The following is a 24,617-nucleotide window of genomic DNA, read 5'->3' as shown; positions in this document are numbered from 1 at the left end:
GGGTATCAGTGTCCGGCCGCGGCAACGCCTTCGGCCGGCGGCGGCGTTGTCTTGCCCTTCTTGGCCTTGCCGCGTTCCTCGAAGCGCTGCAGCACCGTGAAGAACGAGGGCACGAACAGCACCGCGAGGCAGGTCGAGGCGATCATGCCGCTGAACACGCAGAGGCCCAGCGAGATGCGCGAGTTGGCGCCCGCGCCCGTGGCCGTCACCAGGGGCACGACGCCCAGGATGAAGGCGAACGAGGTCATCAGGATGGGACGGAAGCGCGTGCGCGCCGCGTCGATCGCCGACTCGATGATCTCCTTGCCCTCGGCCCGCCGTTCGCGCGCCACCTCGACGATCAGGATGGCGTTCTTGGCGCCCAGCGCAATCAGCAGCATCAGGCCGATCTGGGTGTAGATGTTGTTGGCGAGCCCGACCGCGTTGAGCGCGATCGCCGGGCCGCTGAGCGCCAGCGGCACGGCGAGGATGACGGCGAGCGGCGCGATCCAGCTCTCGTACTGGCCCGCGAGGCAGAGATAGACCAGCAGGATGGCCAGCGCGAAGACATACATCAGCTGGTTGCCGACGATGTTCTCCTGGTAGGCCATGCTGGTCCATTCGTAGCCGGTACCGGGCGGAAGGATCGCCTTGGCAATCTGGTCCATCAGCTCGATGCCCTCGCCCGAGCTGAATCCGGTCGCGGGGGAGCCGACGATCGCGGCGGACGGGTAGAGGTTGTAAAGGCTGATCAGCGGCGGGCCGAGCGCCGGCTTGAGCTCGGCGATGGCGCCGATCGGCACCATCTGGCCGTCGAGGTTCTTCACCTGCAGCTTCAGGATGTCCTCCGGCCGCGTGCGGTACTGCGAGTCGGCCTGGATGTAGACCTGCAGGCTGAGGCCGAACTTGTTGAAGCGGTTGACGTAGGACGAGCCCATGTAGCTCGACAGGGTCGTGAAGACATCGCCGACCGGAACCCGCAGTGACTCGGCCTTGACGCGGTCGACCTCGATGCGGACGTGCGGCGCGCCGGAGCGGAACGTGGTCACGACGTTGCTGAGCGCCGACTGCGTGCTGGCGTTCCGGACCATCGTGTCGGTGATGGCCTGCAGCTTGGCGTAGTCGAAGCTGCCGTCCTTCTGCTCGATCTGCATCTGGAAGCCGCCGGCATTGCCGATACCCTGGATGGCGGGCGGCACGATGACGACGGCGCGGCCGTCCTGCAGGACCTTCAGCTTCTCCATCAGGCCCAGCACGATCGAGCGGAGGTCCTGTCCCTCCGCCTTCAGGCGCGTATCCCAGTCCTTCAGGATGACATAGGACACGGCGGCATTCGCGAGGGAGGAGTTGCTGTCGAGGATCGACATGCCGCCCAGCGCGACCACGTTCTCCACGCCCGGCGCCGCCATGGCGATCTCGGCGACCTGATTCAGCGTGGCGCCGGTGCGCTCGAGCGAGGCGCCGTCCGGCAGCTGCACGGCGATCATAAGGTAGCCCTGGTCCTCGTTGGGAATGAATGCGGTCGGCAGGCGGGCGACACCCCAGCCGCCGATGCCGGCCGCCACGAGCGCCAGCAGCACCATCAGCCCGGCCCGGTGGACCATGAAGCCGACCAGGCCCGCATAGGCGTCCTCGAGCTTGCCGTAGACCTTGTTGAAGCCGCGGAAGAAGATGTTGCGCTTCTCCGGCGGCGTCGCGGGACGCAGCCACATCGCGCACTGGGTGGGCTTCAGGGTGGCGGCGTTGACGGCGCTGATCAGCGCCGTGGCGGCGATGACGAGGGCGAACTGGGCGAACATCTGGCCGGTCAGGCCGGGCAGGAAGGCGGCCGGCAGGAACACCGACATCAGCACCAGGGTGATGCCGATGACCGGCCCGAACAGCTCGTCCATGGCCTTGATCGACGCGTCGTGCGGCGTCATCCCGCGCTCGATATGGTGCGCCACGCCCTCGACGATCACGATCGCGTCGTCGACCACGATGCCGATCGCCAGCACGATGCCGAACATGGTCGTGGTGTTGATGGTGAAGCCGAGGGCGGCCATCGCGGCGAAGGCGCCGATGATCGTGACCGGGATCGTGGTCGCGGGCACCAGCATCGCGCGCCAGTCCTGCAGGAAGATCACGATCACGATCAGCACCAGGATGCCGGCCTCGATCAGGGTCATGAAGACCTCGTGGATCGAGGCCGTCACGAAGCGGGTGGTGTCGAACGGCACCTCGTAGGCGAGGCCGGGCGGGAAGGCCTTGGACAGCTCCGCCATCTTGGCCTTCACGGCCTTGGCGACGTCGAGCGCGTTGGCGTCGGGCAGCTGGTAGATCGCGAGGCCCGAGTTGGGCTTTCCGTTGATGTGCGACGTCGTGGAGTAGGTCTGGGCCCCCAGTTCGACACGGGCGACGTCGCGCACCCGCACAATCCGGCCGCCGTTGCCCTGCTCGGCCTTGACGATGATGTTGCCGAATTCCTCGGGCGTGCTGAGGCGGCCGACGACGTCGATCGTGTACTGGAAATCCAGCCCCTTGGGCGCCGGCGGCTGGCCGACCTGGCCCGCCGTCACGTCCTGGCTCTGCTGCTGGATGACCTTGCTCACGTCCGACGGGTTGAGGCCGAACGTGTAGAGCTTCTGCGGGTCGAGCCAGACGCGCATCGAATACTGGCCGACGCCCAGCACGTTGACGTTGCCGACGCCGGGCAGGCGGGCGAGTTCGTTGACGAGATTGATGGTGGCGTAGTTGCTGAGATAGAGGCTGTCGTAACGCTGGTCGGGGGATGTAAGCGATACGATCTGCAGGATCGACGTCGACTTCTTCTGGACGACGAGGCCCTGGGCCTGCACCGGCATCGGCAGCGAGGCGAGCGCCGCACTGACCTGGTTCTGCACCAGCACCTGCGCGAAATCGAGATCGGTGCCGATCTCGAACGTCACCGTGAGCGTGTAGGTGCCGGAGTCCGTGCTGTAGGACTGCATGTAGATCATCTTCTCGACGCCGTTGACCTGCAGCTCGACGGGCAGGGCGACATCGTTGACGACGACCGCGGCGCTGGCGCCCGGGTAGGTCGTGGTGACCTGGACCGTGGGCGGCACGACGTTGGGATACTGCGCGACCGGCAGGGTCGCCAGCGCCACGCCGCCGATCAGCACGATGATGATGGCGAGGACGTTGGCCAGGACCGGCCGGTTGATGAAAAAGGCGGAGATCATGACTGTGTTCCCCGGCCGGTCACTTGGGTGCGGCGGGAGTGCCGTCGGCCGCAACGGGAATTGTCGTCACCTTCGGAACCACCTTGGCGCCTGGAATCGCTGCGCCATTGGTGCTGAGCACGACCTGATCGTCCGGCTTCAGGCCCGTCGGGATTACGCGCAGGCCGTTGGCGAGGAGCTGGCCGGTGGTGATCCGGGTCTGGACCACGACATTGTCCTTGTTGACCGTCAGCAGGTACTTGCCGGCCTGATCCTCTCCGATCACGCGATTGGGCACCAGCAGCGAGGCCGTGGCGCTCAGGCCCTGCGGGACCTTGACCCGCACGAAGAAGCCGGGGATCAGCGCGCGCGTCGGATTGTTGAACAGGGCGCGGACCAGGATCGTACCGGTCGTCGAATCGAGTTCCGGCGACACGTAGTTGAGGAAGCCCTTGTGGGGGAAGCCCTGCTCGTTCATCAGGCCGATCTCGACCGGCACCTTGCTCAGTTCCTCGACGTCGACACGCCGGTTCTTTAGATTCTCGCGGATCTGCAGAATGTCCTGCTCGCTCATGTTGAACGTGACGTAGATCGGATCGAGCTGGACGATCGAGGCGAGCTTGGTGGCCGTCGAGGCGCCGACCAGTTCGCCGACCGAGACGAGATGCTTGCTGACGACGCCGTCGAACGGCGCGAGGACCGTGGTGTAGCCCAGGTTCGTCTGGGCGACCGTGAGGTTGCCTTCGGCATTCTCGACCGTGGCCCGCGCATTGTCGCGCTTGGCCTTGGCTGTGTCGAAGGTGGCCTGCGCCGAGACGTTCTGGCGCAGCAGGGTCTCCTGGCGGGTGAACTCGGCCTCGGCCTGGGCCAGCGAGGCCTTGGCGCCGTCGAGCTGGGCCTCGGCCTCCTTGAGCTGGGCCTTGTACATCGTCTGCTCGATGCCGAAGAGCTTGTCGCCCTTCTTCTTCTCGGAGCCGTCGACATAGTCCTGGGAGACCAGGAAGCCCTCGACGCGGGCGACCAGGTCGACGGTCGCGAAGGCCACGGTGTTGCCGGTGAGCACCTCGAACGGCGCCACGTCCTGCTTTACGGGCACGCCGACGTTGACCTCGGCGGGCGGCGGGGGCTGGAACTTGTTCTCCTGCTTGCAGCCGGTCACCAGCGCGGCCAGTGCGACCGCAGCCACCAAGGGCGCCAGCGCCCGAAACGGTTTCATGACTGCAAGAACTACGGCTTCATCGTTACGATTCGACATGTTTCCGACGATGCTCCCCGCGAGGCCGGCTGAAGCGTTAGCGCATCCCCTGCACGATTGCCACCGCCCAGCAGCTTCACAGCCGCTTGAACAAGAGCGACAGATTGTTCGCCGGCATTTCGACGATGTCCGGCTCCCCAAAGCCCTGCCCGAGGGCGAGTTCGGTGACGGCCTCGAGGTCGCGCACGCCCCATGCGGGATTGCGCCGTTTCAGGTCGGTGTCGAAGGCCTCGTTGCTGGGCGCGGTGTGCCGGCCGCCCCGTCGGTAGGGGCCGTAGGTGAAGAGCAGGCCGCCCGGGGCCAACAGGCGCGCCGCGCCGGTCACCAGCCCGACGGCGGCCTCCCATGGCGCGATGTGGATCATGTTGCAGCAGACCACGGCGTCCGCCCGCTCGACCGGCCATGTCGCCCGGGTGACGTCGATCTCGAGGGCCGGACGCACGTTGTCGAGGCCCAGGGTCCGCACCCAGTCGTCGATGCTGGCGCGGGCGTCGGCATCGGGGTCGCTCGGCTGAAAGGTGAGGTCGGGCCGGGCGCCGGCATAGTGCACGACATGCTCGCCGGTGCCGCTGGCGATCTCCAGCACGAGCCCCCTTTCGGGCAGGCGCGGCTGCAGCACGTCGAGGATGGGTTGCCGGTTCCGGGCTGCCGCCGGTGCCTGTCGCTTCATCGTGCCTCCTGGATGGCCTGCCAGATCCGCGAGGGGGTCGCAGGTCCGTCGAAACCTTTCACGCCGAGCGGGGCCAGCGCGTCAAGGATGGCGTTGGCGATGGCGGGGAAGGCCGCGATGGCGCCGGCCTCGCCGCAGCCCTTCACCCCCAGCGGATTGGTCGTGCAGCGGGTGGGGTTGAAGCCGAGGTCGAACGACGGCAGGTCGTCGGCGCGGGGCAGGGCATAGTCCATGAATGAGCCGGCGAGCATCTGCCCCGACGCGGGATCGTAGGTCGCGTGCTCCAGCAGCGCCTGGCCCGCGCCCTGGGCCATGGCGCCGTGCGCCTGGCCGGTGGCGACCATCGGGTTGACCAGCACGCCGTAATCGTCGACCGCCGTGTAGCGTGCGAGGGCCACCCGCCCGGTGTCGCGGTCGATCTCGACCTCCACGACGTGCGCGCCGTTGGGAAAGGTCATGTGCTCGCGCTTCCAGGCGTGGAAGGTGTCGAGCGGCTGCCCCTTGTCGCGGCCGAGCGCGGCCACCTCGAGCAGGCCGATGGCGCGGTCCGTGCCGGAAACGACGAAGCGGCCCTCCTCGAAGCGGATGTCGGCTTCCGAGGCTTCCAGGGCGTCCGCTGCGAGCACCGTGCCCTTGGCGACGATCTCGTCCGAGGCCCGCCAGATCGCCGTACCGCCCATGTAGGTCGCGCGCGAGCTGCCGTGGCCGCCGCCGAACGGGATCGCGTCGGTGTCACCCTGGACGAGGCGGATGCGCGCGTTGGGCACGCCCAGCCGGTGGGCGAGGATCTGCGGGAAGGTCGTCTCGTGGCCCTGGCCGATATGCTGCGTGCCGGTGATCAGCGAGATCGTGCCGTCGGCTTCGAAGCGCACGTCGACATTCTCGTCGGGCGGCCCGCCGGTCGCCTTGATGTGATAGGCGAAGCCCAGCCCGCGCAGCCGTCCGTGCTGCGCGCTCTCGCGCCGTCGCGCCTCGAAGCCCGCGCGGTCGGCACGAACCAGCGCATGGTCGAGCGATTCGGCGAAGTGGCCGCTGTCGACTTCGAAGCCGAAGGCGTTGGTCATCGGCATTGCCTCGGGCGGCACCATGTTCCAGCGCCTGAGGTCGGCGCGATCGAAGCCGGTCCGGTGTGCTGCCGCATCGATCAGCCGCTCGACGATGTTGATCGCCTCGGCGAAGCCCGGTCCGCGCGTGACGCCGATCGGGGCGGTGTTGGTGACGACCGCCACAACGTGAAGGGCGATCGCAGGGATGCGGTACACCGAGCCCTGCAGGTGGATGTACTGGAAGGTCTGCACGCCGCCGCCGGCGCCGGCCATGTAGGCGCCGAGATTGGCAACGCTGGCGATCCGGAGGGCGAGGAATTTGCCCTGCGCGTCGAGCGCCAGCGACGCCTCGGCCCGCATGTCGCGCGCGGCATGATCGGACAGGAACACCTCGCTGCGGCTCGCGATCCACTTGACCGGCCGGGCGACCGTGCGGGCGGCCCACAGGACCAGGGCATGCTCGACATAGGCGAAGTTCTTGGCGCCGAAGCCGCCGCCCACGTCGGGCGCCACGAACCGCACGTCCTTCGGCTCGGCCCCGAGCGCGCGGGCCACGTGGTTGCGGTTGATGTGGATGTTCTGGCTGGAGACGTGGAGCGTATAGCGGCCGGTCACGGGATCGAACGTGCCCACGCCGCCGCGCGGCTCCATCGGGTTCATCACGATTCGATGGTTGTCGAGGTCGAGCGACACGACATGCGCCGCGGCGGCGAAGGCGGCCTCGGCGCCGCTCATGTCCCCGGTCCGCCAATCGAGGCAGGTATTGCCCGGGATCTCGTCGGAGAGCTGCGGCGCGCCCGGGGCTCGGGCCGCCTCTGCCGAGGTCACGGCCGGCAGCGTCTCATAGTCCACGACCACCAACTCGGCGGCATCCAGCGCCTGCGCGTGCGTTTCGGCCACGATCAGCCCCACGGGCTCGCCGGCGAAACGAACCTTGTCCATGGCCAGCAGCGGCTGGGCTGCGAAGGCGAAGGGCTCGCCGGTCTGCACGTTCGCCTCGGCATAGGGGCGAAGCGGCTGCAGCCCGTCGGCGGTGGCCTCGGCGGCCGTGAGGACGGCGAGGACGCCAGGCGCCGCCCGGGCCGCGGTGGCGTCGATCGACCGAACGAGCGCATGGGCATGCGGCGAGCGCAGCACGACGGCGTGGGCCAGCCGCTCGAACGTCAGGTCGTCGAGATAGGCGCCGTGGCCGGTGACGAAGCGCGCGTCCTCGCGCCGCCGGGGTGAGTCGCCAATCCGTTGGATCGTCATGTCCGCAACGTCTCCGCGTTCTGCGCCTGGCGCTTCTCGTCCCACCAGTCACGCATCTGGAGGCCCCAGAAGGCAAGCTGCGTCGCCGCACGGCCGGCGGGCCCACCGGCCCAGCCGGTGCCGAACGGCGCGAACAGGTGACAGCGCGAGGGATCGCCCAGGATGCCGGCCGCGACCGCATCGGCGCCTGCGGCCGTCTGGGCGACGCCATGGCCGCCGAAGGCCGAGCAGACCCAGAGCCCGGGCTCGATCTCGCCCACCTGGGGCATCTTGTGCGGCGCGTAGCCCATGATGCCGGGCCAGGCGTAGGCGATGTCGATGTTGCCGAGCTGCGGATAGACCGACAGCATGTCGCCGCGCATCATCTCGCGCAGTCGCCGCGGCTCGGTCGTGTCGGTGGTGATGCGGCCGCCCCACAGCAGCCGGTCTCCGTCGACGACGCGATAATAGTCGCCGGCGCGGCGCGTGTCGGAGATCGCGCCCGTCCAGCGGATCGCCTGGCCGAGACGGGGGCCGAGCTTCTCCGTGACGGCGACGTAGGTCGCGACCGGCAGCACCGCCCGCGCAATGCGTGGCTGCACGGCGCCGAGATCGGCATTGCCGGCCAGCACGACATGCCGGGCCTTCACGCTGCCGTGCAGAGTGCGCAGCCACCATCCGTTGCTGTCGCGGTCAAGTCCGATGGCCTCCGTGCCTTCGTGAATCGCGCTGCCCTGCCGTTCGATATCGTTGGCCAAAGCCAGCGCGAGATTCAGTGGATGGATGTGGAACGAGGTCGGATCATGGATCGCCTGATGATAACGCGCTGTCGCGAGCACCGCGCGCACGCGCGAGGTCTCCCACGGCTCGAAGGAGGCGCTGAGCTGATCCGCGAGCCTGCGCGTGCGGTCGGCAAACCCGGCGCCCTGATCGGTGCGCGAGATGCTGAGCTTCCCGCTGCCCATCAGGATGTCGGGGCGGCCCAGTTCGGAGATGGCATCGCGGACGATCGCCACGCCGCGCTGCGACTGGGCATAGAGCTGGCGGCCGTGATCGAGACCCAACTGGTCGATCAAGGCGCCGGAGCGCTGGGCATAGCCAGGACCGACGAAGCCACCGTTGCGGCCCGACGCGCCCCAGCCGATGCGCCGCCGCTCCAGCAGCACGACCCGCTTTCCCTGCTGGGCCAGCAGGCGCGCCGTGTGCAGGCCCGCAAAGCCGCCGCCGACGACCGCGACATCGGCTTCCTCCCGGGTGGCGAGCGGCGCGCGCGCCCCGTCCGCGTCTCGCGTGGCGGCATACCAACTCGTTGGATAGTCGACTTCAGCCATTTCCATTCTTCTCCGCGAGAAGAGGTGCCATGGGAAGGCTTGCGCGGTCACCTGCTCTCCCGCACTAATTTTGCCGAGGGCTTTCTACCCGCTTCCGCAATTCTGGAGGACGCATGTCGATCGATTTCGATGCGGTGATCATCGGTGCAGGTTTTGGCGGCATGTACATGCTGCACCGGCTTCGCCAGAAGGGCTTCACGGCGCGCGTGTTCGAGGCTGGCAAGGGTGTGGGCGGCACCTGGTACTGGAACCGCTATCCCGGCGCACGCTGCGACGTCGAGAGCGTCCAGTATTCCTACCAGTTCGATCCCAAACTGGAGCAGGACTGGGAATGGAGTGAGCGCTACGCCACCCAGCCCGAGCTGCTGCGCTACGCCAACCACGTCGCCGACCGCTACGACCTGCGCCGCGACATCCGCTTCGAGACGCGGGTGGGCAAGGCCGTCTTCGACGAGGCCGCCAACCTGTGGCGCGTCGAGACCGAGAAGGTCGGGGGCGGCACGGGCGAGCAGGTCACGGCCCGCTTCGTGATCACCGCCATGGGCTGCCTGTCCTCGCCCAACACGCCGAAGATTCCCGGGCTGGAGGAGTTCCAAGGGCCGACCTATCACACCGGCAACTGGCCGCACGAGGGGGTCGATTTCACGGGCAAGACCGTAGGCGTGATCGGCACCGGCTCCTCGGCCATCCAGTCGATCCCGGTGATGGCCGAGCAGGCCAAACACCTCACCGTCTTCCAGCGCACCGCCAACTACACCGTGCCGGCGCACAACAAGCCGCTCGATCCCGACTATGTGCGGCAGGTGAAGGCGAGCTATCCCGAGATGCGCAAGCGGGCCAAGAGCAAGCCGGCCGGCATCGACTTCACCATCAATCCCGCTTCGGCCGTCGAGACACCGGAGGAGGAGCGCAACCGCCAGTTCCAGGCACGCTGGGACTATGGCGGCCTGGGATTCATGGCCTCCTTCTCGGACCTGCTGCTGAACGACGACTCCAACCAGTATGCGGCCGATTTCGTGCGCGCCAAGGTCGGCGAGGTCGTGAAGGATCCGAAGACGGCGGCGGCGCTGGTGCCGAAGAACATCATCGGCTGCAAGCGGCTGTGCGTCGACACCGGCTACTGGCAGACCTTCAACCGGCCGAACGTGACTTTGGTGGACATCAGCGACGAGCCGATCGAGCGCATCACGCCGAAGGGTCTGCGCGCCAAGGGACAAGACTTCACCTTCGACTGCCTGGTTCTGGCGACGGGATTCGACGCGATGACCGGTGCCCTGCTCAAGGTCGACATCCGCGGCCGGGGCGGCGTCACCTTGAAGGAGCGCTGGAACGAAGGGCCGAAGACCTATCTCGGCCTGACCGTGGTGGACTTCCCGAACCTGTTCATGATCACCGGCCCGGGCAGCCCCTCGGTGCTGACCAACATGCTGCCCTCGATCGAGCAGCATGTCGATTTCATTGCCGACTGCCTCGAGGCGCTGCGCGCCAAGGGCAAGACGGTGATCGAGCCGGTGCCGGAAGCGCAGGAAGCCTGGGTCGGCCATGTCGGCGACGTGTCCAACATCACCCTGCGCTCGACCTGCAGCTCCTGGTATGTCGGCGCCAACATCCCGGGCAAGCCGCGTGTGTTCATGCCGTATATCGGCGGCCTGCCGGCCTACATCCAGGCCTGCGAGAAGGTCGTGGCCAACGGCTACGAGGGCTTCGCGCTGGCGTAAAATCACTTTGGTCCGGCGTCAGACCAAATGCCCTCTCCGCCCGCATATCAGGGCCGTCGCACATGGAAGTCTCCGTCGTCTCGACCGGAGCGCGCAGCGCGGAGTGGAGAGACCTTTTTTCCACTTAGAGCCGTCAAATCGAGGAAAAGAGGTCCCTCCACTCCGCGCTGCGCGCTCCGGTCGGGACGACGGGTCATTGGGGCGAATGCAATTACCCTGCTCCGCGTGTGACGCGGGCGGAGAGGGCGCTTTGGATAAGGAAGTATGGCCATGGATTATTGACGACAGTTATCGTATCACCCTAAATGATTAACTCAATGGTTAAGTAATTAGACGCGAGGTCCGCATGCGGAAGATCCTGACGATCGTTGGGGCCGTCCTCCTGGCGACCATTGCGGTGATTCTGGTCTATGCCTCGACGAGGCCCGATTCATTTCGCGTCGAGCGGTCGACGGCGATGAACGCGCCACCCGAGAAGATCTTTCCCTATATCGAAGGACTGAAGCGCTGGACCGAGTGGTCGCCCTACGAGGGCCGCGACCCGGCGATGAAGCGCGCCTACAGCGGCGCCGACAGCGGCAAGGGCGCGGTCTACGAATGGGACGGCAACGACGCTGTCGGCAAGGGCCGCATGGAGATCGTCGATTCGACGCCGCCGCACAGGGTGGTGATCAAGCTCGATTTCCTCAAGCCCTTCGAAGGTCACAACATGGCCGAGCTGACCGTGGAACCGAAGGGCGGTCAGACGATTGTCACCTGGGCGATGTACGGTCCCAGCACCTTCATGACCAAGCTGATCGGCACTTTCATGGACATGGACGACATGATCGGCCGGGATTTCGCGGCAGGATTGGCGAAGCTGAGGACCGTCGTCGAGAAGTGAAGTCACGCTTGTCGAGGAGGATCGGATGAACCGCATGCTGCGCACGCTTGCCATTGCTCTGGCGCTAGGGCCCGCGGCCGCGCTGGCCCAGGCGCCGGCGACCTTGCCGCCGGGAGTGTTCGCCGGCGAGCGCGACATCGCGCTGGCGACGGCCGGAACCTACACGCTCGACGAGCAGCACACCGCGGTGATCGTTCGCGTCTCCCATATCGGCTATTCGCAGAGCGTGTTCCGCTTCGATCGCGCGAAGGGTTCGCTCACCTGGGATCCGGCGGCGATCGAGACGTCGAAGCTCTCGGCCTCGGTCGAAACCGCCTCGATCACGACCAACGTGAAGGGCTTCGCCGAGGAGCTGGCGGGCGACAACTTCCTGAAGTCCAGGGCCTTCCCCGAAGCCACCTTCGTCTCGACGTCGTTCAAGCCGGTCGACAGGACGCGCGGCAGGGTCGAGGGGCAGTTCACCCTGATGGGCAAGACCAGGCCCGTCACCTTCGACGTCGAGCTGGGCGGCGCGGGCAAGGGCTTCGAGGGCAAGCCGCGGATCGGCGTCCATGCCGTTGCGACGATCAACCCGCAGGACTACGGCCTGCCGCCGCTGTTCGCCGACCCCATCCAGATCCAGATCGACACCGAGTTCGAGAGGACCCCGTAACCGAGGAGGATGAAATGGCTGTCCAGCCCTATTTGTTTTTCAACGGCCGTTGCGAGGAGGCGCTCGCCTTCTACCAGGAAAGGCTCGGCGCCAAGGTCGAGATGATGATGCGCTTCAAGGAGAATCCCGATACCGGCGCGGCGGAACACATGAAAGTCGATCCCGAGGCGGTGATGCATGCCAGCCTGCGGATCGGCGAGGCGATGATCATGTGTTCGGACGGCATGGCGAATGACGGCAGGACGAACTTCCAGGGCTTCTCTCTTGCCCTCGATGTCGCGACCGAAGCGGAGGCCGACAGGGCCTTCGAGGCGCTGGCCAGGGACGGCCAGATCCAGATGCCGATCGGCAAGACGTTCTTCTCGCCGCGCTTCGGCTGCGTCGCCGACAAGTTCGGCGTTTCGTGGATGGTGATGGTGCCGCAGGAGATGTGAGCGTCGCGCTCTTGAGAAATGGAAAAGGCCCGGCGGAGTGATCCGCCGGGCCTTTCTGCTTGAAGCAATGCCTACTTCTTCTCGACGTTGGCGGAGCGCAGTGGCACGCCGAATTCGCGGCGGCAGACTTCGGCCAGAACCTCGACGCCCTTGCGGATCGTCTCGGGCTCGGGATTGGCGAAGCAGAGCCGCAGGCGCGAGCGGGCATATTCCTTGTTGGTCGACCATTCCGGGCCGGGATTGAGCGAGACGCCGGCAGCCAGCGCCGCCTGGGCGAGCTTGGTCGTGTCGACCTGGTCCGGCAGCTTGATCCAGAGGTAGATGCCGCCCTCGGGGTCGCCGAACTCGGCTTCGGTGCCGAACTGTTCGGCCAGCGCCTCCCTCAGGACCTGCAGCTTGGCCGCCAGGGTCTTGTTGAGCTTCGGCACGTGGTTGGCGAAATGCTGGGTGCAGAACTCCGCCAGCACCATCTGTTCGAGCGCGCCGGAACCCGCATCCTGCTTGAGGCCGAGGATGCGGCCGAGGATGTCCCACTTGGCCACGATGTAGCCGACCCGCAGCGCCGGGGCGATCGACTTGGAGAAGGAGCCGATGAAGATGACGCCTTCGCCCTTGGCCATGGCGTAGAGCGAGGGCGGGCGCTTGCCGCTCCAGATCAGGTCGGAATAGCACTCGTCCTCGAAGATCATGACGCCGTATTCGGCGGCGATCTTCAGCAGCTCGGCGCGGCGCGCCTCGCCCATGATGGCGCCGGTCGGGTTCTGCACCGTCGGGATCGTGTAGATGTACTTGGGCGTGATGCCCTTCTGCTTCAGTTCCTCGAGCTTCTGCTTCAGCACGTCGAGCCGCAGGCCCTCGTCGTCGAGCGGGATGCCGATCACGTTGGCGCCCAGCTTGTTCAGCTTGGTGAGCGCGCCGCCATAGGTCTCCTGCTCGATGATGACGGTGTCGCCCTTCGTCACCAGCAGGCTGTTGATCAGGTCGAGGCCCTGCATCGAGCCCGAGGTGATCAGGATCTCGTCCGCGGCGCACTCGATGCCGGCATGGTCCCTGAGCTTGGCCGAAAGGAACTCACGCAGCGGCTTGTAGCCCAGTGGCCCGCTGTTCAGCCCGTAGGTCGCGAGCGTCGCGCCCTCGCGTGTCAGCACCGACGTCGCCGCATCGATCAGCGCCTGGACGGGCACGTTGCCGGCGTCGTTGTGGCCGCCGATGAAGTTGTACTTCGGGAAGCCGTTCCACTTGGCGGCGGGAGCGGGCGTGCCGGGCGCCAGCAGGGGCGCAAAATCAAACGGAGCGGTCATGGTCGTTTCCTCTTCGGTTGGCCAATTGCTGGGCCAACCGAAGAAAATTCGCAACCGGTTTGCGCGGATTCAGGCCGTCGCGCGGAACGAATCGGTGTGGGCCATGTCCCAGGCCCGGCGCCAACGCTTGTCGCTGGTGCCCGACACCAGCTCACCCTCGGCCAGCGCCGGATAGAGGTCGGCATAGGTCGCTACGACGCTGGGCGAGATGCGACGGGAGATATGGATGGGCTTGAAGTCGGCCGGATGGTCGAGGCCCGCGGCGGCGGTGAGTTCGGCCAGTTCGTGCAGGGTGGCGCGGTGGAAATTCACCACGCGCTCCATCTTGTCCGGCACGACCAGGGCGCGCTGGCGCGTCGGATCCTGGGTGGCCACCCCCGTGGGGCAACGGTCGGTGTGGCAGGACTGCGACTGGATGCAGCCGACCGCGAACATGAAGCCGCGCGCCGAATTGCACCAGTCGGCGCCCAGCGCCATCGCCCGGATGATGTCGAAGGCGGTGATGATCTTGCCGGCGACGCCGATCTTGATTCGCTGACGGGCGCCGATGCCGACCAGGGCGTTGTGCACGATGTGCAGGCCCTGCCGCATCGGCTTGCCGACATGGTCGAGGAATTCCATGGGCGCGGCGCCGGTGCCGCCCTCCTTGCCGTCGACGACGATGAAGTCGGGATAGATGCCGGTCTCCAGCATCGCCTTGCAGATCGCGAGGAACTCCCATTCGTGGCCGACGCAGAGCTTGAAGCCGGCCGGCTTGCCGCCCGAGAGACGGCGCATCTCGCCGATGAACTTCATCATCTCGATGGGCGTGGTGAAGGCGGTGTGGTGCGAGGGCGAGATGCAGTCCACGCCGACCGGCACGCCGCGGGTCAGGGCGATCTCCTCGCTGACCTTGGGGGCCGGCAGTACGCCGCCATGGCCGGGCTTGGCGCCCTGGCTGAGCTTCAGCTCGACCATCTTGACCTGCGGGTTGGCGGCGCCGGCGGCGAATTTCTCGGCCGAGAAGGTGCCGTCGGGGTTGCGGGCGCCGAAATAGCCGGAGCCGATCTCCCAGATGATGTCGCCGCCGCCCTCGCGGTGATAGGGGCTGTAGCCGCCCTCGCCGGTATCGTGCGCGAAGCGGCCCAGCCTGGCGCCGCCGTTCAGGGCGCGGATGGCATTGGCGCTGAGCGACCCGAAGCTCATGGCCGAGATGTTGAAGATCGAGGCGGAGTAGGGCTGCGTGCAGTCGGGCCCGCCGATGGTGATGCGGAACGGCTCCTTGCTGACCGGCGTGGGCGCAATCGAGTGTGTCATCCACTCGTAGCCTTCGGCATAGACGTCGTAGTTGGTGCCGAAGGGCCGCACGTCCAGCACCAGCTTGGCGCGCTGGTAGACGATCGCGCGCCGGTCGCGCGGAAACGGCAGCCCGTCCTTCTCGCCCTCGAAGAAGTACTGGCGCATCTCGGGCCGGATCGCCTCGAAGATGAAGCGCAGGTGCGCGGCGATGGGATAGTTGCGCAGCACCGCGTGCTTGGTCTGGAAATAGTCGTAGAGGCCCACGCCGGCGAGGAAGAGGGCGATGAGGAAGCCAACGCCGATCCACCACGAGCGCGGATCGACGGCCCAGGCGGCGCCCAGCAGCACGGCGAAGGCGGTCGCCAGCGTCCAGGTGATGAATCGCGGCGTGAGCGGCAGCGGCAGCGACATCGATTTCATTCGGTTTCCCCAGGCTTCATTGGTGGGCCGGATGCCCGTCCTCACTCTAGCGCAGTTAACTGCGTTCGAATGACACGCTCTTGACGACCGCGTAGACCGGCCGCCCGGGGACCAGGGCCAGCCGATCGACCGACTTGGCCGTCAGCCGGGCCATCAGGACGGCGCCGTTGCAGTCCAGGCGGATATCGGCCTGCGCGGTGGCTGTCGGGGTAATCGACGCGATTCGCCCCGCCAGCACGTTCAGCGCGCTGATATCCTCGGGACGCTGCAGGCTGATCATCACGTCCCGCGACCGGATGTAGGCGCGCACCGGCGCGCCGACGGGCGCATCGAGACGCGGCACCTGCAGCTCCCCGGCGGCGCTTTCCAGCACCGACAGATGGAACGTCTCGTCGTGCCGGACGATCCGCGCCTCCAGCATCGCGCCGCCATCCGTGGCGTCGGCGATCGGCAGGATGTCCTGGACCGGCCCGACCGCCGTGACCGTGCCCTCGCTCATGATCACGACCGTCGTGGCGAGCCGCGCCACCTCGGCGACCGAATGGCTGACATAGAGGATGGGGACGCCGGCTTCGTCGCGCAGCCGTTCGATGTAGGGCAGGATCTCGGCGCGCCGCGCTTCGTCGAGCGAGGCGAGGGGCTCGTCCATGAGGACCAGCCGCGGCCGCGCGAGCAGGGCCCGGCCGATGGCGACCCTCTGCTTCTCGCCGCCCGACAGCGAGTCCGGATGGCGCTCGAGCAGATGGCCGATGCCCAGCAGCTCGATCACCGCGCCGAGGTCCGCCGTCGCGCCGCCGCCTCCCCGCGCGAACCAGCGTCCGTAGAGGAGGTTGCGCCGTACGCTGAGATGCGGGAACAGGCGGCTGTCCTGGAAGACGTAGCCGATGCGCCGTCGATGCGCGGGCACGATGACGCCCCGTTCGGTATCGACGAGGGCCTGCCCGTCGATGGCGACGCGGCCGCGGTCGGGACGGATCAAGCCGCCCACGATGTTGACCAGGCTGGTCTTGCCGGAGCCCGAGCGGCCGAACAGCGCCGTCAGCCCCGGGGCGGCGGTGAAGCGGGCCTGGAGCCTGAAGGCACCGCGCCTGTGGTCGACGTCGACGTCGAGGCTCATGCCGTCTGCCGCCGCGCGCCGATGCGCTTGGCCAGCAGCTCGGACCCCAGCAGCGCCAGCATGGAGATCGCGATCGAAACAAGGGTGAGGCGCATCGCGGCGGCGTCGCCCCCCGGTACCTGGGTCAAGGTGTAGATCAGGGACGGCAGGGTCTGCGTCTCGCCCGGGATGTTGGAGACGAAGGTTATGGTGGCGCCGAACTCGCCCATCGACTTGGCGAAGGCGAGGATCGCGCCGGCGATGATGCCGGGCAGGCAGAGCGGCAGGGTGATGGTCGCGAAGACCCAGAGCGGATGGGCGCCCAAGGTGCCCGCGGCGGCTTCGAGGCGCTGGTCGACCGCCTCGATGGACAGGCGGATGGCGCGCACCAGCAGCGGAAAGCCCATGACGGCGCAGGCGAGCGCGGCGCCGGTCCAGCGGAAGGAAAAGACGATGCCGAACTCCTCGGCCAGGAAGCCGCCGATCGGTCCGCGCCGGCCGAACGACAGGAGCAGCAGATAACCGGTGACGACGGGCGGCAGGATCAACGGCAGATGGACCAGCGTGTCGAGCAGGCTCTTGCCCCAGAAGCGTCTGCGCGCGAGCAGCCAGGCGATGGCGATGCCGAACGGCAGGCTGCAGAGCGTCGCCGTGGTGGCGATCAGGAGGCTCAGCCGTACGGCCGTCCATTCGTCCGGAGTCATGTCCTCTTCCGATCAGGAAGGCGATATAGTCCTTCGGATATAGCGCTGCGTCCAGAGCCTGCTCGCCGCCGCGAGCCCGCGCCGCAGCGCGACCAGCCCGATCACCAGCAGCGAGACCGCCAGCACCTTCTGCGCCGGTCGCGGCACCAGTTCGGGATCGAGGTTGGCGGCCAGCACGCGCATCGGATCGATCCCGTTCACCAGCCCGTACCACGCGGCTTCGAAAGCCACCGTGACCAGCGTGGCGGCGGCGGCCAGCAGGAGCAGCCCGGCGAAGCTCGTGCGCAACCGCACGGGCAGCACGCGCCACAGCATCAGCCAGACGAACAGTCCGGCGGCGAAGGCGGCCTCGCCGATCTTGACCTTCGACTGGATGAAGAAGTGCAGGAGGGCCAGCGTGACGGCGGGATAGACCAGCCAGTGCAGGCGCTTCCAGTTGCGCTTCAGCCGCTTCTGCCAGCCGTTGGTCGAGGTGATCGCCAGCGCCACCAGGGCGAGGAGGGCCACGAAGCCGATGGTGAGATAGAAGCGCTTCACGATCTCGGTGGCGACGACGATCAGGTTCCACTTCTGGTCGAGCACGTAGATCAGCAGGTGGGCTGTGGCGTAGAGCGCTGCCGCGACGCCGACCCATCGCCGGATATGGATCAGCGGCGACCAGTCGAACACCGCGCGCGCCGGCGTCAGCGCCAGCGAGACCAGCAGGAACACGACGGCCCAGTCGCCGGTGGCGTGGGTGGCGAACGTCACGGGGCGTGGCTCGAGATCGCCGGCGTACCAGCGCCAGGCGAGATCGACGGCGGGCAGGCAGAGGGCGACCAGCGTCGCGAGCCTCAGCCAGAAGATGATGCGCTGATTGGACACGAGGCGACCCTAAGCGATGGCTCGATCAACAGCGGGTCAAAGATACGTCATCGCTGGTTGCCGAAGAGGAAGCGCCAGGTGCCGATCGTGGGGGCGGCTTCGATGCCGAAGGATCTGCGGCGTGTCTGCGTGAACAGGGACCGCGCGGCGGCGCCCACGGCCGCGACATCCGAGCCCTCGATCAACACGACCCATTCGGACTCGTCGGCCCTGGGATGATCCATGCTCTTGTCCTGCAGGGGCGCGTGAACCACTTCGAGATCGTTCTCGCCGACGGCGGCGCCCAGCACGCCGGGACGCGCGATCAGCTTCGGCAGCGCCTGCTCGGAGAGCCACTGGACCAACGCCTTGCGCCGGTGCGGGTCGGGCACGAAGCGCACCGTCGCCAGGGCCGCGCCCACCCCGTGCGTCTGGTCGGCATGGATGCGCAGGGTCATCCGGACGAAATGCGTGAAGCGCGCCATGACCCGCTGGCTCCACGGTGTCTGGTGGTCCAGCGTCTTCAGATAGTTCGTCGTGCCGAGGATGGCGACGGTGTCGCATTCGTAGACCGCGAGATACTTGGGCTTGGCGCTGACCGCGGCGTACCGCCGGCCGCGATGGAAACCCGGCAGGTTCACACGATCGTCGATATGTTCGCGATTGTACCATTCGTTGTAGTCACGCTCGTCACGCGCAGCCACGTCGGTGAACGTGAGCAGCATTCCCTTGCCGAGGAGGGGCATCAAAACTCCTGTCGTGGACGCTCCGGAGCCCGCGCAATCTAGCATTTCGCGAGGGCGCCGTGACATCTTTCCTGGGCATCCAACGGAGAGCGCTTCCTCGACAGTGATCGGTGCCGCGTGTAAACAGGGACACCATCGCCCACTTGTCGTTTGGCTTGCGATGGCTGAGAGAGGCATGTGCTCCCGCCCTCACTGGAGGAGCGCATGCATGAATCACTGGTACGATCCGCCTTTCCTGTTGCCGGTCATCCTCGCGGTGCTGGTCGTCTCCTACGCTCTGCTTCGGACACCGGTCGGCGCTTCCTGACGAAGAGCAGTGGATTGGGGACGGCTGGCCGGCCATCACTGTGTTGAAGATGGCGTATCGCGGATAAGTAAACGGGGGGCTCGCCGCCAACGCAACCGTTGGGAGCGGGTTGCGTTGTAAGTCATTGGAAAGGCTTGGGTCGCGCGCAGACGCCCGCCCGATTAACCAATCTGAGGTTCGCCATGATGCTCTCCGGCACGCAGACACCTTCGGTCCCCACATCCGGACTTCGAACCCTCCCGGCCCAGGTGCGGGAAATCGTTGGGTCCGTCCTCGGCATTCCGCCCGATCGGGCGCGCGGCGATGCCGCCCTCGTGGCCGACCTCGGCGCGACGAGCCTCGACTTCGTCGAGCTGGTCATGGCGGCTGAGGATGTGTTCGGCGTCGAGATCTCGGACGCTGAATCCGACAGGCTGGTCACCGTCGACGACCTCGTTGCGCTCATCGATCGTCGGCGAGGGGCCTAGGCTTCACGGCCGGGTGCCGAGAACCTTCACCCTTCAGGAACCCTGCTGGGTTTCCCGTCGCTCGGGTTCGAGACTGCGGGTCGGCGTGAGCTGCACGATCAGGAAATAGAACGCCAGGGCCAGTGCGCCCCACATCAGCCAGGTCGTGAGACCGGCTTTCGGTTTCACGACAGCGGCACGCTTCGTGGTCACGCTCGCGCCCGGCTCCACCTTGTCACTCGCCCGTCCGGACTTGGCCGCTTCCAGCGACGCGACGCGGGCCTCTTTGGTCTGCGGGATGTCCGCGACGGCGCCCTCCGGCAACAAGGCCACCAGGCGGGCCGCGATCTTCGGCACCTCGGTGTCCGGGCCCGTCCTGTCGGGCAATCGCAGGATGGTGGCGGCCAGAGCTTCGGCTGCCGTGTCGCGCGGCAGGGATGCGAGACGCGCCGCCTCCTGCCACGGATCGATGCCGAGTCGCGACAAGGCCGAGAGGACGGTGACCTCCGTGCCCGCCGTATCCTGGCCGAGCGAGCCGAACAGGAAGTCGTTGTAGGCCGAGTGGCCGAGGGAATATTCCGGACGCAGGGTCATCGGGCCTCCGCGGCAAGGTTTGCTCGTTCGCGACCGCGAGGGCACGGGCTAGAAGCCCATGCCCCCCATGCCGCCACCCATTCCCCCCATGCCGCCGGCCATGCCACCGGCACCACCGCCCGCATCGGGCAGCTCGGCGATCATGGCCTCGGTGGTGACGAGCAGGCCTGCCACGGAAGCGGCGCCCTGCAGCGCGGTGCGGACGATCTTCACCGGGTCGATGATTCCGGCCTTGATCATGTCGCCATACTCGCCCTTCTGGGCGTCGAAGCCGAAGTTGGCGTCCTTCTGCTCCAGCATGTGACCGGCCACCACCGCCCCGTCATGGCCGGCATTCTGGGCAATCTGGCGCACCGGCGCCTGCAGCGCGCGGCGGACGATGTCGATGCCGGCCTGCTGGTCTGGATTGGCGCCCCGGCAGTCCTTGAGGGCGCGGGTGGCGTAGAGCAAAGCGGCACCGCCGCCGGCGACCACGCCCTCCTCGACCGCCGCCTTGGTGGCGTGCATGGCGTCCTCGACGCGATCCTTCTTCTCCTTGACCGCGAACTCCGAGCCGCCGCCCACCTTGATGATGGCGACGCCGCCCGCGAGCTTGGCCAGCCGCTCCTGCAGCTTCTCGCGGTCGTAGTCGGACTCGACCTTGTCGATCTGGGCGCGGATCTGCTTCACGCGCGCCTCGATGTCCTTCTTCTTGCCGGCGCCGTCGATGATGGTGGTGTTGTCCTTGTCGATGTGGACGCGCTTGGCAGTGCCCAGCATCTCGAGCGTCACGGTCTCCAGCTTCGTTCCGAGATCCTCGGAGATTTCCTGCGCCGCCGTGAGGATCGCGATGTCGCCCAGCATGTCCTTGCGGCGGTCGCCGAAGCCCGGCGCCTTCACGGCCGCGACCTTGAGGCCGCCGCGCAGCTTGTTGACCACCAGGGTGGCCAGCACCTCGGCATCGATGTCTTCGGCGATGATGAGCAACGGCTTGCCCGACTGCGCCACCAGCTCGAGCAGCGGCAGCACGGTCGAGAGGCCCGAGAGCTTCTTGTCGTGGAGTAGGATGTAGGGGTTTTCGAGTTCGCAGCTCATCTTGGCGGCGTTGGTCACGAAATAGGGTGAGAGGTAGCCGCGGTCGAACTGCATGCCCTCGACGACCTCCAGCTCGGAACCGAGCGTGGTCGCCTCCTCGATGGTGATGACCCCCTCGTTGCCGACTTTCTTCATGGCCTCGGCGATCATCTTGCCGATCGTCTTGTCGCCGTTTGCGGACACGGTGCCGACCTGGGCGATCTCCTCGCTGGTCGAGACCTTGCGGGCACGGCGCTTCAGCTCCTCGATCACCCAGTCGGCGGCAAGGTCGATGCCGCGCTTGAGGTCCATCGGGTTCATGCCGGCGGCGACCGATCTCAGGCCTTCCCGCGTGATCGCCTGGGCCAGCACGGTGGCCGTGGTGGTGCCGTCGCCCGCCGTGTCGGAGGTGCGGGTCGCGACCTCGCGGACGAGCTGCGCACCCATGTTCTCGAAGCGGTCGGAGAGTTCGACCTCCTTGGCGACGGTGACGCCGTCCTTGGTGATGCGCGGCGCGCCGTAGGACTTGGCCAGCACGACGTTGCGGCCCTTGGGACCGAGCGTCACCTTCACGGAATCGGCCAGCATGTCGACCCCGCGCATCATGCGCGTGCGCGCGTCGCCGCCGAAGCGGACTTCCTTAGCGGACATGGCGTTTCGCCCCCGAGAGGTGTTCTGAATGGGTCGGTCTGACGGGCAGACCTGATCGGGCCGCGGTGCGGCGCCTCCTCTTAACATGGTGATTAAGAGGGGCAATGGCGAGGGATATTCTTCGAGTGCGATCCGAAGGTGCGTGCTGGAATGTCTCGAATCAGGTGCAACGTTGATTTCCGGCGCGTCTTAACGATCGATGACCGACATGGACCCTGAACTCGAGCGCCTCGAAAAAGCCGCGCAGGCCGCTCATGGTAGACACCTGCGCCTGGAGAGTTTCCATGACGTGCAGGTCGTGGAGGCGGCGCACGCGCTCTGGCAGTCTGCGCTTGCCGCCCTCGACGATTGCCGCGCGAGGAAAGAACGCCGACCCTGAGATTGCATGCTGGCCGGTCGTTCCTGTCAGTTCGAACGTGCGACACTGGAATTCGGTTCAACGGCTCCGGCCGGCAACAGCGAAGGGACTTCGCATGGCACGTATCCCCCGGCCGCCGAACCAGGCGCCTCGCGAGCCGCCGCCCGGGTCGAGGCCTCCGCCTCCGCTTCCGATGCCGCCCCTTCGCGAGCCGCCTCCAGGCCCTCCGCCTTCATGACTCATCCGGAATACGGATAATTCCACGGACTCAACGGCCGTTTGAGCGTAAGTTCACCGAGATTCACGGCGCAGGAGGATCTTCTCTTGCGATACGGGGGCAAGGGCGCACTCCATGCTGCATCTCGTGCACCCCACGCCGGGCGCCCATGCCGACAGCCCGGCCCACGAACGGGCCGGCATCGAAGCGATCCGCCTCGCGGCGCTCGAGCAATACGAGATACTCGACACCGCGCCCGAGCCGGCCTTCGACCGCATCACCGCGCTGGCCGCCGACCTTTTCAGTACGCCGGTCGCGATCCTGGGGTTCATCGGTGCCGAGCAGGTGTTCTTCAAGTCGCGTCATGGGCTCGCGGCGACACAGGCCGACCGCGGGGATGATCCTGCGGTGCCGGTCATGATGTCCTGGCTGCGCGCCGAGTTCACGAACGGCTTCCATGCCAGCGTCCCGTTGCACGATCCCGACGGGTACGAACTCGGCACGCTGTGCGTCATCGACCGGCGATCGCGCCAGATCGACGAGCAGCAGATGCGCCGGCTGCGGGCGCTGGGCAGCGTGGTGACAGACCTGCTGGCGATGCGGCTCGCGGCGCGGCGCGCGCTGACTCAAGCCAAGATCACGTCCAGCGAGGTGGACCACCGCGCGATGAACAGCCTCCAGTTCGTGGCGAGCCTGCTGCAGCTGCAGAGCCAGGTGTCGGCGTCGCCTGATGTGACACAGCAGTTGCGTGCTGCCGCAAACCGGGTGCTGTCGGTGGCGCGTGTGCATCGGACCTTCTCGACCCAGGAAGCCGCCGGTCGCGTGCCGATCGCGGCCCACCTCCGGACGCTCTGCGAGGAGCTGTCGACCAGCGTCGGAAGCGAGATCAGACTCGAGGGCGCCGACGAGGTTGACGTGCCGAAGGAGCAGGTGCTGCCGATCGGCCTGATCGTCAACGAGCTCGCCACCAACGCGCGCAAGCATGCCGGCGACCCGATCACGATCACGTTCCACCGGCTGGCAGAAGGCGCGTACGAACTCTGCGTCCTCGACGAGGGGCCGGGCCTGCCCGCGGGCTTCGACGTCACGGCGACGGGAGGTCCGGGACTCGGCATGAAGGTCGTGAACGCGCTGGTGGCCCAGCTGCAGGGCAAGCTCACGGCGCATCCCAATCCTGTCGGCCGCGGCTCGTGCTTCAAGGTCATCTTCCCGGTCGCTTGACGAAGGTCCACGTGCTTACCCTCAGGATTCGCCACCGCACGACCTATCTCTATCACGCACCCGTCCGCCTGGGGCCGCACCGGCTGATGCTGCGGCCGCGCGAGAGCCGAGAGCTTCGGCTGGTGTCGCACGAGGTCACGGTGACGCCGGCGGCCACCGTCACCTGGGCGCACGACGTGTTCGGAAATGCCGTGGCGACGGCGGGCTTCGAGGGGCTCACCGACCGGCTGGTGGTCGACAGCGAGGCGGTGCTCACGCTGGGCGTCGATCCGTGGCCGGTGTTCGACATCGCCGCCGTCGCGACGCGCTATCCCTTCGCCTACACCGATGCCGACTGGACCGATCTCGGCGCACTGGTGGTGCCGCAGTATCTCGATCCCGATCGCAGGCTGCTGGCCTGGGCGAAGGGGTTCGTTCGCAGCGACCCGACGGACACGCTGTCCCTGTTGAAGGACATCAGTTCCGGCGTCGCCCAGCAGATCCGCTACCAGAGCCGCGAGAGCGAGGGGACGCAGGCGCCGCTCGAGACCCTGGCGCGCGGGTTGGGCTCGTGCCGCGACCTGGCGGTCCTGTTCGTCGAGGCGGCGCGCTGCCTGCGCTTCGGTGCACGGCTCTGCTCGGGCTATCTCTTCAGGCCGGATCGGGCGACGGGAAACTACGAAGCCGATTCCACGCATGCCTGGGCCGAGGTCTATGTGCCGGGCGCCGGCTGGATCACCTTTGACCCAACCAACCGCAGCGTCGGCGGGGCAAACCTGATCCCCGTCGCGGTGGCGCGCGAAATTTGGCAGGTGACCCCGGTGTCGGGCGACTTCATCGGCGCCAGCGACGCCTATCGCGGCCTCTGGGTCGACCTCGAGGTGACGCCGCTCTGAAAGCCACTTTGTGGGTAAGCGAAAGGTCCCTCACTCCGTTCGGGATGACACCGTTTGTTTGATCGGCGCACTGCGCAAATCCCAACAAAATTGTCATCCCGAACGGAGTGAGGGACCTTTGCATCAC

General features: G+C 67.1%; 21 protein-coding genes. 8 read left to right on the top strand and 13 right to left on the bottom strand.

Annotation, left to right across the window (positions count from 1 at the left end; translation table 11 throughout):
- Positions 1-5 precede the first annotated feature (5 nt).
- The 5 genes from Q7V45_RS19320 to Q7V45_RS19300 all read right to left on the bottom strand — a co-directional run bounded on the left by Q7V45_RS19320 (position 6) and on the right by Q7V45_RS19300 (position 8,693).
- Positions 6-3,182, bottom strand: a complete 3,177-nt coding sequence (locus tag Q7V45_RS19320; RefSeq protein WP_304855016.1) for an efflux RND transporter permease subunit — start codon at positions 3,180-3,182, stop codon at positions 6-8.
- A gap of 19 nt (positions 3,183-3,201) precedes the next feature.
- The gene (locus tag Q7V45_RS19315) at positions 3,202-4,377 is read right to left on the bottom strand and encodes an efflux RND transporter periplasmic adaptor subunit (RefSeq protein WP_304855015.1); all 1,176 of its coding nucleotides are present in this window, start codon (positions 4,375-4,377) and stop codon (positions 3,202-3,204) included.
- 115 nt (positions 4,378-4,492) lie between these two features.
- Complete coding sequence (locus Q7V45_RS19310; protein ID WP_304855013.1) at positions 4,493-5,086, bottom strand: DUF938 domain-containing protein; 594 nt, start codon at positions 5,084-5,086, stop codon at positions 4,493-4,495.
- Positions 5,083-7,383, bottom strand: coding sequence for a xanthine dehydrogenase family protein molybdopterin-binding subunit (locus Q7V45_RS19305; protein ID WP_304855012.1), 2,301 nt, complete (start codon positions 7,381-7,383; stop codon positions 5,083-5,085). Before Q7V45_RS19305 ends, Q7V45_RS19310 begins: the two co-directional genes overlap by 4 nt.
- Positions 7,380-8,693: an FAD-binding oxidoreductase gene (locus Q7V45_RS19300; protein ID WP_304855011.1), complete on the bottom strand. Its 1,314-nt coding sequence runs from the start codon at positions 8,691-8,693 to the stop codon at positions 7,380-7,382. Before Q7V45_RS19300 ends, Q7V45_RS19305 begins: the two co-directional genes overlap by 4 nt.
- 113 nt (positions 8,694-8,806) lie before the next feature.
- Between Q7V45_RS19300 and Q7V45_RS19295 the strand changes: the two genes are divergently transcribed.
- From Q7V45_RS19295 to Q7V45_RS19280, 4 genes are all read left to right on the top strand, one after another.
- Entirely contained in the window at positions 8,807-10,411 is a 1,605-nt protein-coding gene (locus Q7V45_RS19295) for an NAD(P)/FAD-dependent oxidoreductase (RefSeq protein WP_304855009.1), read from the top strand.
- Positions 10,412-10,757: 346 nt separating this feature from the next.
- Positions 10,758-11,294: an SRPBCC family protein gene (locus Q7V45_RS19290; protein WP_304855007.1), complete on the top strand. Its 537-nt coding sequence runs from the start codon at positions 10,758-10,760 to the stop codon at positions 11,292-11,294.
- A 25-nt stretch (positions 11,295-11,319) separates the two neighbouring features.
- On the top strand, positions 11,320-11,946 hold the full coding sequence (locus Q7V45_RS19285; RefSeq protein ID WP_304855006.1) for a YceI family protein: 627 nt from the start codon (positions 11,320-11,322) through the stop codon (positions 11,944-11,946).
- A 14-nt stretch (positions 11,947-11,960) separates the two neighbouring features.
- Complete coding sequence (locus Q7V45_RS19280; RefSeq protein ID WP_304855004.1) at positions 11,961-12,380, top strand: VOC family protein; 420 nt, start codon at positions 11,961-11,963, stop codon at positions 12,378-12,380.
- 71 nt (positions 12,381-12,451) lie between these two features.
- Here Q7V45_RS19280 and Q7V45_RS19275 read toward each other — a convergent pair whose 3' ends face one another.
- The 6 genes from Q7V45_RS19275 to Q7V45_RS19250 form a co-directional block, all read right to left on the bottom strand.
- Entirely contained in the window at positions 12,452-13,681 is a 1,230-nt protein-coding gene (locus Q7V45_RS19275; protein WP_304855002.1) for a PLP-dependent aminotransferase family protein, read from the bottom strand.
- Positions 13,682-13,750: 69 nt separating this feature from the next.
- A complete protein-coding gene (locus Q7V45_RS19270) occupies positions 13,751-15,379 on the bottom strand; it encodes an FMN-binding glutamate synthase family protein (protein WP_304855000.1) in 1,629 nt (542 codons plus the stop codon).
- A gap of 55 nt (positions 15,380-15,434) precedes the next feature.
- Positions 15,435-16,496, bottom strand: a complete 1,062-nt coding sequence (gene modC, locus Q7V45_RS19265; protein WP_304854998.1) for a molybdenum ABC transporter ATP-binding protein — start codon at positions 16,494-16,496, stop codon at positions 15,435-15,437.
- Positions 16,493-17,179 (bottom strand): molybdate ABC transporter permease subunit, encoded by a 687-nt coding sequence (gene modB, locus Q7V45_RS19260; RefSeq protein WP_304854995.1) that lies wholly within the window; start codon positions 17,177-17,179, stop codon positions 16,493-16,495. The genes modC and modB overlap by 4 nt, the downstream gene beginning before the upstream one ends.
- Positions 17,180-17,191: 12 nt before the next feature.
- The gene (locus tag Q7V45_RS19255; RefSeq protein WP_304854992.1) at positions 17,192-18,043 is read right to left on the bottom strand and encodes a sulfite oxidase heme-binding subunit YedZ; all 852 of its coding nucleotides are present in this window, start codon (positions 18,041-18,043) and stop codon (positions 17,192-17,194) included.
- 47 nt (positions 18,044-18,090) lie between these two features.
- Positions 18,091-18,768 carry a DUF4286 family protein gene (locus Q7V45_RS19250; protein ID WP_304854989.1) on the bottom strand — a complete coding sequence of 226 codons (678 nt, stop codon included), beginning with the start codon at positions 18,766-18,768 and terminating at the stop codon, positions 18,091-18,093.
- Positions 18,769-19,257: 489 nt separating this feature from the next.
- On the opposite strand from Q7V45_RS19250, the gene Q7V45_RS19245 reads away from it, so the two are divergent.
- Complete coding sequence (locus tag Q7V45_RS19245; protein ID WP_304854988.1) at positions 19,258-19,542, top strand: acyl carrier protein; 285 nt, start codon at positions 19,258-19,260, stop codon at positions 19,540-19,542.
- Between the two features lie 33 nt (positions 19,543-19,575).
- On the opposite strand, the gene Q7V45_RS19240 is transcribed toward Q7V45_RS19245, so the two are convergent.
- Positions 19,576-20,115, bottom strand: a complete 540-nt coding sequence (locus Q7V45_RS19240) for a hypothetical protein (protein WP_304854987.1) — start codon at positions 20,113-20,115, stop codon at positions 19,576-19,578.
- A 48-nt stretch (positions 20,116-20,163) separates the two neighbouring features.
- Positions 20,164-21,819, bottom strand: coding sequence for a chaperonin GroEL (gene groL / locus Q7V45_RS19235; protein WP_304854984.1), 1,656 nt, complete (start codon positions 21,817-21,819; stop codon positions 20,164-20,166).
- Between the two features lie 199 nt (positions 21,820-22,018).
- Here groL and Q7V45_RS19230 point away from each other — a divergent pair, with 199 nt between their 5' ends.
- The 3 genes from Q7V45_RS19230 to Q7V45_RS19220 all read left to right on the top strand — a co-directional run bounded on the left by Q7V45_RS19230 (position 22,019) and on the right by Q7V45_RS19220 (position 24,490).
- A complete protein-coding gene (locus Q7V45_RS19230; RefSeq protein WP_304854981.1) occupies positions 22,019-22,198 on the top strand; it encodes a hypothetical protein in 180 nt (59 codons plus the stop codon).
- 331 nt (positions 22,199-22,529) lie between these two features.
- Positions 22,530-23,615 (top strand): sensor histidine kinase, encoded by a 1,086-nt coding sequence (locus Q7V45_RS19225; protein ID WP_304854980.1) that lies wholly within the window; start codon positions 22,530-22,532, stop codon positions 23,613-23,615.
- 11 nt (positions 23,616-23,626) lie between these two features.
- Positions 23,627-24,490 carry a transglutaminase family protein gene (locus tag Q7V45_RS19220; protein ID WP_304854979.1) on the top strand — a complete coding sequence of 288 codons (864 nt, stop codon included), beginning with the start codon at positions 23,627-23,629 and terminating at the stop codon, positions 24,488-24,490.
- The last annotated feature ends 127 nt before the right edge of the window (positions 24,491-24,617 follow it).

It is taken from the genome of Reyranella sp. (assembly GCF_030651995.1).
In the GTDB taxonomy this organism is placed as follows: domain Bacteria; phylum Pseudomonadota; class Alphaproteobacteria; order Reyranellales; family Reyranellaceae; genus Reyranella.
The sequence above is the reverse complement of the archived record's forward strand: the minus strand, read 5'-3'. Positions and strand labels throughout refer to the sequence as shown.

Bases quoted from the DNA above. Each gene is read 5' to 3' on its own strand.
- Q7V45_RS19320 (WP_304855016.1), bottom strand. From the start codon at position 3,182: ATGATCTCCGCCTTTTTCATCAACCGGCCGGTCCTGGCCAACGTCCTC.
- Q7V45_RS19315 (WP_304855015.1), bottom strand. From the start codon at position 4,377: ATGAAACCGTTTCGGGCGCTGGCGCCCTTGGTGGCTGCGGTCGCACTG.
- Q7V45_RS19310 (WP_304855013.1), bottom strand. From the start codon at position 5,086: ATGAAGCGACAGGCACCGGCGGCAGCCCGGAACCGGCAACCCATCCTC.
- Q7V45_RS19305 (WP_304855012.1), bottom strand. From the start codon at position 7,383: ATGACGATCCAACGGATTGGCGACTCACCCCGGCGGCGCGAGGACGCG.
- Q7V45_RS19300 (WP_304855011.1), bottom strand. From the start codon at position 8,693: ATGGCTGAAGTCGACTATCCAACGAGTTGGTATGCCGCCACGCGAGAC.
- Q7V45_RS19295 (WP_304855009.1), top strand. From the start codon at position 8,807: ATGTCGATCGATTTCGATGCGGTGATCATCGGTGCAGGTTTTGGCGGC.
- Q7V45_RS19290 (WP_304855007.1), top strand. From the start codon at position 10,758: ATGCGGAAGATCCTGACGATCGTTGGGGCCGTCCTCCTGGCGACCATT.
- Q7V45_RS19285 (WP_304855006.1), top strand. From the start codon at position 11,320: ATGAACCGCATGCTGCGCACGCTTGCCATTGCTCTGGCGCTAGGGCCC.
- Q7V45_RS19280 (WP_304855004.1), top strand. From the start codon at position 11,961: ATGGCTGTCCAGCCCTATTTGTTTTTCAACGGCCGTTGCGAGGAGGCG.
- Q7V45_RS19275 (WP_304855002.1), bottom strand. From the start codon at position 13,681: ATGACCGCTCCGTTTGATTTTGCGCCCCTGCTGGCGCCCGGCACGCCC.
- Q7V45_RS19270 (WP_304855000.1), bottom strand. From the start codon at position 15,379: ATGAAATCGATGTCGCTGCCGCTGCCGCTCACGCCGCGATTCATCACC.
- modC (WP_304854998.1), bottom strand. From the start codon at position 16,496: ATGAGCCTCGACGTCGACGTCGACCACAGGCGCGGTGCCTTCAGGCTC.
- modB (WP_304854995.1), bottom strand. From the start codon at position 17,179: ATGACTCCGGACGAATGGACGGCCGTACGGCTGAGCCTCCTGATCGCC.
- Q7V45_RS19250 (WP_304854989.1), bottom strand. From the start codon at position 18,768: ATGCCCCTCCTCGGCAAGGGAATGCTGCTCACGTTCACCGACGTGGCT.
- Q7V45_RS19245 (WP_304854988.1), top strand. From the start codon at position 19,258: ATGATGCTCTCCGGCACGCAGACACCTTCGGTCCCCACATCCGGACTT.
- Q7V45_RS19240 (WP_304854987.1), bottom strand. From the start codon at position 20,115: ATGACCCTGCGTCCGGAATATTCCCTCGGCCACTCGGCCTACAACGAC.
- groL (WP_304854984.1), bottom strand. From the start codon at position 21,819: ATGTCCGCTAAGGAAGTCCGCTTCGGCGGCGACGCGCGCACGCGCATG.
- Q7V45_RS19230 (WP_304854981.1), top strand. From the start codon at position 22,019: ATGACCGACATGGACCCTGAACTCGAGCGCCTCGAAAAAGCCGCGCAG.
- Q7V45_RS19225 (WP_304854980.1), top strand. From the start codon at position 22,530: ATGCTGCATCTCGTGCACCCCACGCCGGGCGCCCATGCCGACAGCCCG.